This window comes from Paenibacillus xylanexedens, assembly GCF_017874615.1.
In the GTDB taxonomy this organism is placed as follows: domain Bacteria; phylum Bacillota; class Bacilli; order Paenibacillales; family Paenibacillaceae; genus Paenibacillus; species Paenibacillus xylanexedens.
Genome location: NZ_JAGIKV010000001.1, coordinates 248,625 through 261,047 on the forward strand (window position 1 = coordinate 248,625; position 12,423 = coordinate 261,047).

12 protein-coding genes are annotated in these 12,423 nt (G+C 45.8%); 3 read left to right on the top strand and 9 right to left on the bottom strand.

Translation table 11 applies throughout. From position 1 onward, the window contains the following. The first annotated feature begins 99 nt into the window (after positions 1–99). The 3 genes from J2Z28_RS01180 (at position 100) to J2Z28_RS01190 (ending at position 3,203) form a co-directional block, all read left to right on the top strand. A complete protein-coding gene (locus tag J2Z28_RS01180) occupies positions 100–1,404 on the top strand; it encodes an ABC transporter substrate-binding protein (RefSeq protein WP_244988029.1) in 1,305 nt (434 codons plus the stop codon). Between the two features lie 100 nt (positions 1,405–1,504). After that, the gene (locus tag J2Z28_RS01185) at positions 1,505–2,377 is read left to right on the top strand and encodes a carbohydrate ABC transporter permease (protein ID WP_017687164.1); all 873 of its coding nucleotides are present in this window, start codon (positions 1,505–1,507) and stop codon (positions 2,375–2,377) included. Position 2,378: 1 nt separating this feature from the next. Next, positions 2,379–3,203, top strand: a complete 825-nt coding sequence (locus J2Z28_RS01190) for a carbohydrate ABC transporter permease (RefSeq protein ID WP_017687163.1) — start codon at positions 2,379–2,381, stop codon at positions 3,201–3,203. A 161-nt stretch (positions 3,204–3,364) separates the two neighbouring features. Here the strand turns inward: J2Z28_RS01190 and J2Z28_RS01195 are convergent, their stop codons facing one another. The 9 genes from J2Z28_RS01195 to J2Z28_RS01235 are packed head-to-tail and all read right to left on the bottom strand — an operon-like array spanning position 3,365 to position 12,406. After that, complete coding sequence (locus J2Z28_RS01195; RefSeq protein ID WP_036615192.1) at positions 3,365–4,693, bottom strand: MFS transporter; 1,329 nt, start codon at positions 4,691–4,693, stop codon at positions 3,365–3,367. A 20-nt stretch (positions 4,694–4,713) separates the two neighbouring features. Next, the gene (locus tag J2Z28_RS01200) at positions 4,714–5,349 is read right to left on the bottom strand and encodes a TetR/AcrR family transcriptional regulator (protein ID WP_076214243.1); all 636 of its coding nucleotides are present in this window, start codon (positions 5,347–5,349) and stop codon (positions 4,714–4,716) included. A gap of 60 nt (positions 5,350–5,409) precedes the next feature. Continuing rightward, entirely contained in the window at positions 5,410–6,177 is a 768-nt protein-coding gene (locus J2Z28_RS01205; RefSeq protein WP_047843824.1) for an ABC transporter ATP-binding protein, read from the bottom strand. 12 nt (positions 6,178–6,189) lie between these two features. Continuing rightward, positions 6,190–8,523 (bottom strand): ABC transporter permease, encoded by a 2,334-nt coding sequence (locus tag J2Z28_RS01210; protein ID WP_211080855.1) that lies wholly within the window; start codon positions 8,521–8,523, stop codon positions 6,190–6,192. A gap of 35 nt (positions 8,524–8,558) precedes the next feature. Further along, positions 8,559–9,299, bottom strand: a complete 741-nt coding sequence (locus J2Z28_RS01215) for a thioesterase II family protein (RefSeq protein ID WP_211080856.1) — start codon at positions 9,297–9,299, stop codon at positions 8,559–8,561. A 25-nt stretch (positions 9,300–9,324) separates the two neighbouring features. Further along, on the bottom strand, positions 9,325–10,209 hold the full coding sequence (locus J2Z28_RS01220; protein ID WP_179086485.1) for a hypothetical protein: 885 nt from the start codon (positions 10,207–10,209) through the stop codon (positions 9,325–9,327). Continuing rightward, positions 10,206–10,469 (bottom strand): acyl carrier protein, encoded by a 264-nt coding sequence (locus tag J2Z28_RS01225; RefSeq protein ID WP_017687156.1) that lies wholly within the window; start codon positions 10,467–10,469, stop codon positions 10,206–10,208. The genes J2Z28_RS01220 and J2Z28_RS01225 overlap by 4 nt, the downstream gene beginning before the upstream one ends. Positions 10,470–10,484: 15 nt before the next feature. Continuing rightward, on the bottom strand, positions 10,485–11,534 hold the full coding sequence (locus J2Z28_RS01230) for an HAD-IIIC family phosphatase (protein ID WP_211080857.1): 1,050 nt from the start codon (positions 11,532–11,534) through the stop codon (positions 10,485–10,487). A gap of 20 nt (positions 11,535–11,554) precedes the next feature. After that, entirely contained in the window at positions 11,555–12,406 is an 852-nt protein-coding gene (locus J2Z28_RS01235) for a 3-hydroxyacyl-CoA dehydrogenase family protein (RefSeq protein WP_211080858.1), read from the bottom strand. Between the last annotated feature and the right edge of the window lie 17 nt (positions 12,407–12,423).

A 12,423-nucleotide genomic window follows, 5' to 3' on the forward strand; every position in this document is an offset into this window, starting at 1 on the left:
GAGCACATCCCTTGTTCACAGTAAAGTTATCCACATAAGAATACGCTTACATTAAGCGTTTCAGCAAGTGACAATTTTCTTTATATTCCGGGAGGTTCAATGATGAGAAAACGATTTCTATTTTCGCTTGCAAGTGTGCTCCTGCTCTCCACTCTGCTGCTTGCCGGGTGCAACTCAGGTAAAAGTACGGAAGGTTCGGGTAAGGTGACTCTCACGTTTGGAACAAGTCAATCCGGTATTCCGCGTACAGGCATCATGCAGACGATGGCCAAGGAATATGAGCAGGAGACGGGTGTCAAAATTGACTTCCAGGTCGTCCCTGACGCACAGTGGCGGGACCTGATCAAGGTGAAATTGGCCTCTGGCGAAGCACCTGACATTTTCAATGTCGATGTGGACCCACTGAGCATGCCGGCTAACGTAAGACCGGAGGAAAATGCCATTGATCTGACCAATGAGGAATTCACAGGTCGGATGTCTGAAGAGATTTTGCCAACCGTCAGTCACAATGACAAGGTGTACGGGGTTTCTTTTGCGCCAACGAAAATCTGGTATGTGTACTATAACAAACGTATCTTCCAAGAGCTCGGCATAGAGCCTCCTACATCCTATGCCGAATTCAAGGCGATCAGCCAGAAAATTAAGGATAAAGACATCATTCCGTTCTATCAAGCACCTGCCAGCGGGTGGTATCAGGTTCTGCCTTTGTTCGAAACAGGGCCTAACTATGAGCAAACAACAGCGGGAACCTACGAGAAATTAAACAACAATGAGATGAAAGTCGCAGATATGACGCAACTCAAGACGGTCATTGAACAATTGAAGGAATTTGCGGATCTCGGTTATTTCGGCAAAGACTTCTTGTCTAATACGGTAGAAGCGGGAATTGAAGCGTTTGGTCAGGAGAAAGCGGCTATGCTGCTGCGGGTGCCAGGTACGGAAAAGGAAGTGTCCGAAGCGTATCCGGAAATGGAAGACAATATGGGATTCTTCGTCATGCCATGGGGTGACAATCAGACGATTGGAGTGAACCCGGGCGGATCGGCTGCTATGTTTGGTAACAAAAACAGTAAACATCCCGAAGAAGTGCTGAAATTCTTCCGCTGGATTACCGAGCATGATCATCTGCAACGTGTGTTCGATGAAGGTGAAGGCAACCTGACGATCTGCTGGCCGGAAATCGAACCAAAGCTGACACAGGACTACATCGACTATGAGAAAGATCATGAAAAAGGTACGGTTATGCAGGCCGCTGTGAAATACATTGATCCACAATGGATGGATATTGGCAAGGACTTATCAGGTATGTTCGCCGGAGCCATGACACCGGATCAGATTCTGCAAAATATTGATAAACGTCGTGCTGAACAAGCCAAAGTGCTGAAAGATGAGAAGTGGCAGTAACAGCGCAAATCACAGATAAACATAAACGCTGAACAGCGTTACATGCAGCGGGCATTTGCCCGCTTGTGTATTTTGGCAGGAAGGAAAGGTGTTACGGATTATGAATGCAAACAAAATCTATCCCTGGTATTTCTCATCTGGAGCAATTGTGTTATATCTGCTGTTCATCGTTGCTCCCGCCCTGCTGGGCATCTATTATTCCTTCACTGACTGGAACAGTTATAGTTCGGAGAAGAACTTTATCGGTCTGGAGCATTTCCGCACTATTCTGGCGGGTGATCCGACCTATCTGCTTTTTATCAAAAACACAGTCCTCTTCACCCTGGTTACATCCATCGCCAAGACGGTTCTGGGCTTATTTCTCGCTCTACTCCTGGTCAGCGGTGTAAAAGCCGCGAATCTGCACCGAATGATCATCTTCTCCCCACAGGTGCTATCATTCCTGATTGTTGGACTTGTGTTCAAAAGTCTGCTCGACCCCAACAACGGGTTCGTTAACGTAACCCTACGTTCTATGGGACTAGACGTTCTCGCCCAGAACTGGCTGGGCTCCCTGACTTGGGCCATGCCATCCATCATGGCAGTGGACACGTGGAAAGGCATGGGGTACATCATGGTGCTGTTCATCGCCGGACTGCTCGCCATACCCCGCGATTATTACGAAGCAGCATCCATTGATGGCGCCGGCTTTGGGCAGAAGCTGTTCCGGATCACCATTCCCATGCTGATGCCTACCATTACCATCGCCACGGTGCTTAATATTACGTATGGGCTGAGAGTATTCGATGCCGTATACGTGTTAACCAATGGTGGCCCCGGTAACGCAACAGATGTCATTAACACGGCGGTCTATTCCTCTTTTGCCAAAGGATATTGGGGACTCGGAAGTGCACTATCCACCATCCTGTTTGTCATCATGGCAATCATCTCCTTTTTCATCATTCGTTTGATGAACCGAAAGGTGGAATACTGACATGCGATTGAGAAAAAGATTGGCTTCGATCGGGTTAAATGTACTCGCCTGGCTGCTTAGCCTGGTGGTCCTGATTCCTTTTGTCGTCATTGTACTGAATTCATTCAAGTCGGACGCCGAGGCCAAAGTGCTTAAACTGACGTTGCCCGAGAAGTTTATTTTCGAAAATTACAAAATTGTCTATGAACAGGGACATTTAGGAGGTTCTTTTTTCAACAGTCTGCTGCATTCCGGGGCTTCTTCTCTGCTACTGGTGTTTGTTGTAGCCTTCTCGGCCTTCACGTTATCCCGCAACCATTCGAAGCTCAGCAAGTTTCTGTACTTTTTCCTGATTCTTGGTATCACACTGCCGCTCAACTACATTCCGCTGATGGAAGTGATGAAGTCCATGGGTATGATCAATTCACATGTCGGCATGATTTTGCTCTACACCGCCATGGGGATTCCGATATCGCTGTTCATTACGTATGCGTTTGTGTCTAACATCCCGAAGGAGCTGGATGAAGCCGCGATCATGGACGGATGTAATGGGATCAAGCTGTTCCTGCGAATCATTGTACCTTTGTTAACCTCGGTGCTGGTAACGGTATTTGTTCTTAATTTCCTGAGTGTCTGGAATGAGTTTACTGCCCCACTCTATATGCTGAATACAGTGGAGATGTGGCCGATGACGCTGGCTGTATATAACTTCTTTGGACAATTCAGTGCCCAGTGGAATCTGGTCAGTGCCGATATCGTGCTCACGTCATTGCCTGTGTTGATTGTGTTCCTCATTGGGCAAAAGTATATTGTAGGAGGACTAACTTCAGGGGCGGTTAAAGGGTAAGCTCCACCGACAATCCAAATACACAAACACTCTTGTCTAAGTACATCTTCTGACTCCTCAGCACAAAAAAGCCCTTGTCTGCTCATCGTGTGAATAACTTCTTCGTACAGAAGAAGTATCACACGCTGCTGCGGACAAGGGCTTACGCTGTTGGATTCGAATTAATCGTGCGCCAACCCGCCAACATCGGATGGAGCCGCTATATCTGGGCTCTGCTCCAGAGATTTGATCATTTTCAACCGGGATGTGATTATTGCGATCAGAATAACAAACAGACCCGCGATGATAAACAGAAAGGCAATACCTCTGCCTGGCCCAGTTCCAATAATTTGACCAACAGACGAAGCCAGTGCTCCCCCCTCCATCAGTAACGGATTAAACACATGGTCGGCCAGAAAACCAGCCAAACTGTACGCGATAATAAACCCGAGTTGTGACAGAATACCAATGATTCCCCATACCCTGCCCTGCTTATCGTTGGCGATATTGTTTCGCACCAGTACATCTGCGCTCATATTGACAAACGGCAGTGATGACAGGAACAGAAAACCTGCGAAGATAATAAAATAAATGTTGGTGGATATGCCCAGAAGTGAAAAGGACAAACCGCACAAAATCAGACCCATCACAAGCACACTTGCGTATCTCTTTGTTATTGTAAATATGCCGATGCACAAGCTGCTAATCAGCATGCCGATGGCACTAACAGACTGAAACGTTCCAAGTGTCTTTGCATCCGTGAATGACAGAAGCATCGGACCAATGAGTGTCTCCAGGAATCCCAGATAAAAGGTGACAAGTGAAATAATCACCACCAGCAACAGTACTCCCTTGTTGGTTACAACTTCTCTCCAGCCCTCTTGAATATCGGTGATCCAGTTTTTTCCTTCTCGATCCTCTCGCTCCACCTTCATGCTCTTCCGAATAACCAGCACAGCCAGAATGGCAACCAGGAATGTCAGAATATTAATGACCAGAATGACTTCAATGGTTGTTATACTAAGCAGAATGCCCGCAATGATGGGTGAAAACAGAAACTTCGAGGATTCAGCCAGTTGTACAAGACCGCTGCCTTTTGAGAATTGATCCTTATCCAGCAGGTCCGTAGCAGAGGCCTTATATGCCGGGCTCTGCAACGCGGAAAACACGGAACTAAAGGCCACTCCCACATAGATATGCCATAATTGGATATCACCTGTGAGCATAATGGACAGAATGAAAATCAAACCGGCTGCCGACCCCAGGTCGCCGATAATCATCATCGTTCGACGGTCGAATCGGTCTGCCAGTACACCTCCAATAGGTCGAAGCAGGATATTCGGCAGAAACGTGAATAAGGTAATCAATGCAACACTTGTTGCTGTATTCGTTTTTTCGAAGGCATACACCCCCAGGGAGAAGGCTGTAAGTCCAATCCCAATCATGGAGATGAGCTGACCAAACCATACGACCAGAAACTTTTTAAATGATTTTTGAACGGTATGTTCCATGGATGATACTCCTTTCTCGGCTAACCTTGATTCGGAAAATAGAGACGAGTGACGTAGGCGAAGCTTCCTTGTTCTGCTCCCAGCACACGTTCCATAATATGTGTGAATGCTTCAACCTTTTTTTGGAGTTCTTCCTCCTCCCATTGAAAGATGCCTCGATCCAGCAAAAATTGTGACGATACGAGCAAGAATTCGATGGATTCCTTTGGGTTAGGTGTATGAAATACCCCCTCCTGAATGCCCTGCTCTACCACCTCGGCCAAGATGGGACTTAATCGAATTACCGTCTCTACAAGACTCTTTTGGTGCATCTCCACATTATGAACACTGTGCAATTGCTCGATGAGATCATGTTTTCTTCCGTCAGGCTGATTCTGCGCCATCATGATGCGAAAAATTTTGTCATGGGCGTTCAGTTTGGGGTCGGACACCACGTGCCTGGCCGATGCCTCCCCGCTCAGAATAAAACGCATGACGATGGCGTTCATAACCTCTTCCTTGGACTGAAAATAATAATAAAATGTACCCTTGGCAATGTTGCACGCCTGAAGGATATCCATAACCGTAGCTTTGGTATATCCCTTTGTTACAAACAGAATCTCGGCCGCATCCAAAATCTCATTCCTGCGTTCTTCCGGGTTTTTTATCAGTCTCATATCTTGGCCTCCGATACGTTCGACCGACTGTCGGTCTATTGTAGTCATGGAGTTCTTTTTTTAGAACCCCATTTCAGTCAACCATTGCGCCAAATGGCTTTCCCTTGTTTTCAGATCCTGACGCTCTCTTGCATATTTTCCAATATTTCTGTCTGCAACCAGCTTACCGTCCATCATAAACAGTACACGTTCCGATCTGGCAGCGACTTTCACATCATGGGTCACCAGCAGAATGGTTGTACCCGTTGCATTAATATCGCCCAGAATATCCATGATTTCATACGTTGATTTGGAATTCAGCGCCCCCGTTGGTTCATCGCCGAATAAAATATCTGGATTATTGATCAGCGCACGGCAGATGGCAATCCGTTGAAGCTGTCCGCCTGAGGCTTGGGTGATGTTATGCCCAGCAAGCTCATCAATCCCCATTTTTTTCATTAATGACATTGCCCGTGTATTAATCGTTTCTCTGCTGCTATTCTTGGCCAGATACGCGGAAAGTACGATATTGTCTAATAGATTCAGATTCTTGAGCAGATGAATATTTTGAAAGATGAATCCCATCTTGGTCAAACGTAGACTTGCCAGATCCCTCTCCTCAAATGCCGATATTTTTTTGCCATTAAAATAGACACTTCCAGCACTAATCTGATCCATACCACTTATGTTGTACAGTAAGGTAGACTTGCCTGAGCCAGATGGCCCCATGATGGAAACAAATTCTCCCTTTTTTAATTGAAGGTTGATATCTTTCAAGATGTTATGTTCTTCATTCTCGCCGATCGCTACGGATTTATTCACGTCTTTAGCCTCAAGTATAGTTGTCATCGTTGATCCTCCCTATTCGACAATCATTTTGGATATGCTCGTTTCCTTGATCGATTGGATACTAATCCATGCTGTCAGTACAATCGTGCCTGCAAGTAACAATGGACACAAAATATATGCCTGTAACGGGTTAACAACAAAGACAATATTGGAAGCACCAAACGTCGACATAATGGCACTAACCAGCAACGGACCCAACGTATTGGACAATATCGTTCCAGTAACAACCCCTAAGATTAATATGACAAGTGACATCACGACATACTTGAACTTGATTTTAGACAAGGCAAACCCAAGGCTTCTTAGTACAGCAATGTCGTTGTTGTCCTTGGCTACTAACATCTGAAGGAACAGTGCTGTAATTAAAATAGATATGAAGACACCGATGACCAAGGCCAGCATCGTCACCATTTTCAATTGTTGGATGGTTCCGCCTAACGTCTGATCCAGATAACCTTGAAGATCGGTTACTTTGGCTGGCGAGAAAGCCGCCTCAAATTCAGCAATTTTGGTAGCCATGTCCCCGCGATTATTCAGATCCAAACTGACCACGTACCACAACACACTATCCTTGTTGTAGGGCAATAAGGCCTTCGCCGTTTTGCCACCATTCGTAACGTCCTGGTATATTCCGCTGACCGTCATCATCTGGTCCTTGCCATTAACCAGCAAGGTAAGTTGCTCACCAGTCTTCAGGCGCAGCTCGCTACTGTTTGCATCAGATAAAGCAATTTCATTCTCGGTTGTTGGCGCATTACCGCTAACATAAGACAATGGGAAAATACTGAAATCCCCAGTTTCTACACTCAGATTGTCGTAACTTCCTTCCGCATTTTTAATCTTGAACTGGCTTGTTACCAATGGGGAATACGTTTTGATGTCTTTATCATTTTGGATCTGGGCAACCAGATTGTCATAACGCTGCTCCACATCATCTGTGTGCCTCAAGTCAATGCGAATATCACTTTGTCCAACACCCATATAAGAAATAAAACTTGGCGCCTGCAAAGTGTTCAGGAAGTTGACCGGCACAATCATGATAAATGAACTGACTACAAAGACAAATAACAATAATCGGAACATCTTGATTCGCTGTATGACTTCCTTCAGACCAAGAAAGACAGGTACGGAAGACCAGCGATTGCGGGACAAACTAAGCCGGTTTCGAATGATCTGTGTATCTCCCAGGCTCCCAGTACGGAGAGCATCCACCGCGGAGATGGAACGAAAACGCCGCAGTACCGTTCGACAGAACAGAACAACCATGGCAAATATTATTCCAGCGGCTAATAACGGAATCGCGAAATGCAACAGGGTTGCAGGTGCTTTTCCCATATACAACATGATGTTGGAAACAAATAGTCTGTTAACGCCAAGTGATGCAATGTAACCAAGCACGGATGCAAATCCGGCCATAAATACATACTTCATCAGATACAGTCTCTTAATATCCTTCTCTGCGATTCCAATCGCTTTCATGACACTAATCTCACGATAATCCTCTTCGATGGTCGCAAGCATCGTGAATCGGATGCAAAGCATCGCAATCAGAATCAGCACAAGACTGACCAGAATAATAACGGCTGCAATGACTCCGTCGGTCATCGCATTCAATACCTGGAACAGCCCATAGGTTACAACTGGACCCGCGTTGGGAAGTCCGGCATTTTGGTAAACCTGGGTAAATTCACTCGTCAGTCCGGGATCCGTCAACCGGAATTCAATGAGATACTCCATCTCTCCGACGCTCTGCTTCAGTTCCTGCAAATTCCCTGCACTCACAATAAAACGTTTGGAGTGCACAACGGATGGATTCATCTGAGCATCACGGACAAAATCAACGATGGTGTAAGAACGCTCAAATTGACCATTATCGATCCGAACCTGGTCGCCCACGCTCAATTTTTTTTGCTGCATGTAATATACCGGAACCGCGATCTCGCCATCGTTCACCTGAATAATCTCACTGTCCAGATTCAACAAATAGTCGAAACCCTGATTCTGTGTAACAAAGTCAATATCCATAACGCTGTTCTTTTCGGACTCTGCTCCGAGAAACAGATTAGAGCCGTCAATGTTGACCATTTCCACAATCTGATGTTGCTGGACCATGGCATTTTCTTCAGCCCACGTGTTTACTTTGGCCTGATCGATTTCTCCGGCATGCATTTGTACAAAGTGTGGTGTTTTGGATTCAGAGAACAGATATTGGATGGAACTTGTCAGTTCCATAATCATTCGTGACCCCGAAGATACCAGCAAGGCGGCCAGCAGTACAAAAATAAATAACGCAGCCGTAATCCCTTTTTTTCTCGTTATATCATTTCTCAGCATTCGTAGCAGCATAAACGAACATGGCTCCTCTCATCTACAAGTTGTTCCTATTTATCTGGAGTCATAAAGCTTGTCAGACAATGCGCCACCGTTGAAGGTTGATGCATCATGAACATATGAGCACCCTCTTTGATGGTTTGAAGCTTCATGGATGTGCCAAAATATCGGCCCCATCTCAACGCTGATTGAAGGGTAACGGTACGATCCCGTTCTCCCCACAGATACAATACCGGCAATGAGAGCGGCTCATATTCAAGCGTTGCTGCAGATTCTAGCATCCTGAAATCCGCCCGGATGACGGGCAGAAAATAATTCAATAATTCTTTTTCATGTATCAGTTCTTGCGGAAGAGCTTCATAGGAAAACAGATGATCAATCAGATTTTCGTCTGACATCTGATCATAATTCTGCATCCCGCATTCGTCAGGCGTGTTGCAGGCAGATAACACAAGCCGTAGCGTTTTAGCTACATCTGGACGTTCCTGACATAAGCGTTGCGCAACGAAGTAGGCTGTAATCCCTCCCAGACTATGTCCAAATAACAGACTGCCAGGCTGTATAACATCCAGCAGCTCGCTGGTATACAGTTCTACGAGTTGCTGCATATGCTCCAGGGGTGTTTCGGTGTTCAGACCATGACCCGGGGGCGTAAATGCCCAAATTTCCGTGTCAGGAAGGTACGGCACTAGGGGCTGAAAACTGTTGGAGTTGCCACCGAGATAAGGAAAACAGACCATTTGTCTGTTTCCCGCCCCCTTTTGTAGTTGCTCCAAATAGATCGGTTCCATCACTTATCCACCACCATAACCAGGCTTACTTTCTTTCCAGAACATATGCAGGGAATGTCTGAAGTGAAGTATCCACATTTTTACGCTTGAAGATGACATGTATGACAATAGCCGATATTGCAAAAAAGAAGAATTGCATAATTTGAACTTGCGGATTAAAGTAGTACAAATCAATTTGACTTCCTGTCGCTACAAGCCAGAATGCAAGCAGATAAAACAGAAGTGTACCTTTGGTTGCATTGAAAATATAACTTTGGAACACGATAAATGCCATAAGCTGAACAACGTAGTATATGTAAGTGGTTGAGGTGCCAAAAGAGGAAATCAAGTATCCCGGAAGCACCCATAATCCGAACAACAGGCCGGTAATCAGACCACTTGTTATATTATTTTTTAACTTCCCTTGCAAGAATGGAAGCAAAAATCCGATCCAGCCAAACAGCCCACCAATCAGCCCCGTCTCCTTGATCAGATTCACAATCCCCAACCAGATCATTTCAGGTACACTATATGTCAGTTCAGGGACCGGTATGCCGAATAACAAGGAACCAAAGTGCATTGTTGATGCAAAGATGATGGAAATTCCAATAATGAGCGGTATCCAGAACAGGTCCTGTCTGCGCGGAACCAGCTTCATAAACATTCCTTTTAACGCTTCCGTTCCGCCCATCACATAACATGTAATTAATCCGGCAATGGAAGGTGAATACAGAGCAACGATCGCAAGTGGATGCATCAAGGTTAACTCACCTGTTATGGGTACAATAAAATCCGCAAAGAACATGAACAAACTTGCGATTCCATAACATGTGCCAAAGGAAATTCCCAAAAACAAATACATATATTTGTTGGACGGGCTGGTTGCCGGACTTGTGACTGGACGAATGGATGCCTGATTAGCTGTAATCATAGTGCCGCCTCCTTCTCAGTCAACTTTCTCTCAATAAGATCATGCAAACGGTTAATCGTGCAGAAATTAGCCAAATCCAGATCTTCATTTGCTATCTCAATCTGGAATCTACGCTCTACAAAGTCCACCAAACGCATCGCAAAGAGCGAATTGACGAACCGCTGCTCAAAATAATTGTCATTATCATTAATTTGAGTGTCCTCATGATCCATGGTGAGGTTGTTCCCGATAAACTCCCGAATTTCCTGACGATAATCCACTGCCCTTCCCCCTTGTTATTGATGTTGCCCCTCGGGCACTAAAACCTCAATGTAGTCTGGAAACTCTACAGCCTGCTGTAAATCATGATGAAACAGTACTCTTCCTTCCTGATCTGCAGATTGCTGCTTGAAACCGGCAAAGCGATAGCTGATATTCATCATTCGGTTCCTTCCGGTATCCCTGAAGTCCGCAAGCATCTGTTTGCCCTGCTTCTGAGCTTCACGCATGATATACGTTAGCAGTACACTCCCTGCTCCCCTGGACATCACTCTGCATGACATCAGAAGCATGTTTAGCCGCCATACTTTCTGCTGCATGTGAATAAGTGCAAGCCCAATTTTGCCATACGTTCCGTATTTGTCTTCGAGTTCACACACCAATAACATATGGTCCTGCGAGGTCATCAGTTGATGCAGCTCCTCGTAACTGTAGGTAATTCCCGTTGCATTTAGCTGATTGGTGCGGACGGTAAGTTCCTCTGCACGTTGAAGATCATCCTCAGTAGCCTCGTAGATGGAAAATTTCATGCCAAGCGTAGCCAGAAATTGTTCCGAAGGTCCTTCATACTGTTCCTCAGCCTGTTTACGGAGTGTATCCGCCTGGTACATCTGCCTTCTGCACGCAGAGTCGGCTGTAATGAATCGGGGCATCAGCCTTGGGTCATCAAGCATGGCTTCATATTGATCCGCATGAAGTACCTGGATGTCAGCATGTACACTTTGCACTTCTTCCAGTTCAAAAGGTTGATCATCCACAAACAGAATGGCATCCATGCCGATATTAATGTTCTGCTGAATCCGCTGAACAGAGACGGATTTTGCATCCCAATGGATCTCGGGATACAGAAAATATTCGGCGATGCCCAGTTCGTTTAGTTTCGCCCAAGCCAACTCTGCATCATTTTTACTGGCAACAGAATGCAAAATACCTCGCTGGTCCAGTTTTTCAATCACCTCCTTTAAGCCCGGCTTCAGTTGCACATCTGCAGATTCAAGCAAAACTCCATCCCATATGGTGTGGTCCAGATCCCAAACGATACACTTGATATCCTTGAGCTTTTCCATGGTCATGCCACCCTTCATCATTAGTAGGCATAGAATCCTTGACCCGTCTTCCGCCCCCACTGTCCTGCATCAACCATTTTCTGCAACATCGGACAGCATCGGAATTTGGGGTCCTGATAGCTGTCGTACAATACTTTCAATGAATGCACGACCGTATCCAGACCAATCAGATCCGCCGTCTCCAGCGGCCCCATCTGATAATTGAAGCCCTTCTTCATAATGGCGTCCACCTGCTCGGGTGTAGCGATTCCATCCTGTACAATGTACGCCGCTTCATTCATTAACAAGTGCGAGAGGCGATTAGAGACAAACCCGGGCAGATCCTCTATGACAACTGGACTTTTATCAAGAGTTTCCAAAAACGCTACCATCTCATGTTCCGTACCCTGTGTTGTATGATGTCCTTTGATCACCTCCACCATGGATTTAACGGGAACCGGATTCATCAGATGCACCCCAATGACTCGACCTGGGTCAGGCAAAAATGAAGCGAGCTTTGTCACGGAAATACAGCTTGTATTTAGCGCAAATAAAGCATCCGGACGAACCTTGTGGTATAGTCGTGCGTAAACTTCCTTTTTCAACTCCAGGTTTTCGGTTACATTTTCAATAATGATACTTGCCTCTTCCACCCCTTCATCTTGTGTCTGGAACGAGATTCGTTCCATGATCTGATCCAGGGGCACCTGACCGTACCCTTGCTTCAGAAAGCAAGCTGAACGATATTCACGACGTATAACATCAGGGGCGTGTTCGATGACCGACGCCGAAATATCCTGCAAAATTACACGATAACCAGCCCTCGCGACATCCAGTGCTGTGGCGCATCCCATCACCCCTGCGCCAATGATTGCAATGAGTCGATTATGCATACCTAATCACCTCCTTA

Bases quoted from the DNA above. Each gene is read 5' to 3' on its own strand.
- J2Z28_RS01180 (WP_244988029.1), top strand. From the start codon at position 100: ATGATGAGAAAACGATTTCTATTTTCGCTTGCAAGTGTGCTCCTGCTC.
- J2Z28_RS01185 (WP_017687164.1), top strand. From the start codon at position 1,505: ATGAATGCAAACAAAATCTATCCCTGGTATTTCTCATCTGGAGCAATT.
- J2Z28_RS01190 (WP_017687163.1), top strand. From the start codon at position 2,379: ATGCGATTGAGAAAAAGATTGGCTTCGATCGGGTTAAATGTACTCGCC.
- J2Z28_RS01195 (WP_036615192.1), bottom strand. From the start codon at position 4,693: ATGGAACATACCGTTCAAAAATCATTTAAAAAGTTTCTGGTCGTATGG.
- J2Z28_RS01200 (WP_076214243.1), bottom strand. From the start codon at position 5,349: ATGAGACTGATAAAAAACCCGGAAGAACGCAGGAATGAGATTTTGGAT.
- J2Z28_RS01205 (WP_047843824.1), bottom strand. From the start codon at position 6,177: ATGACAACTATACTTGAGGCTAAAGACGTGAATAAATCCGTAGCGATC.
- J2Z28_RS01210 (WP_211080855.1), bottom strand. From the start codon at position 8,523: ATGCTGCTACGAATGCTGAGAAATGATATAACGAGAAAAAAAGGGATT.
- J2Z28_RS01215 (WP_211080856.1), bottom strand. From the start codon at position 9,299: ATGGAACCGATCTATTTGGAGCAACTACAAAAGGGGGCGGGAAACAGA.
- J2Z28_RS01220 (WP_179086485.1), bottom strand. From the start codon at position 10,209: ATGATTACAGCTAATCAGGCATCCATTCGTCCAGTCACAAGTCCGGCA.
- J2Z28_RS01230 (WP_211080857.1), bottom strand. From the start codon at position 11,534: ATGGAAAAGCTCAAGGATATCAAGTGTATCGTTTGGGATCTGGACCAC.
- J2Z28_RS01235 (WP_211080858.1), bottom strand. From the start codon at position 12,406: ATGCATAATCGACTCATTGCAATCATTGGCGCAGGGGTGATGGGATGC.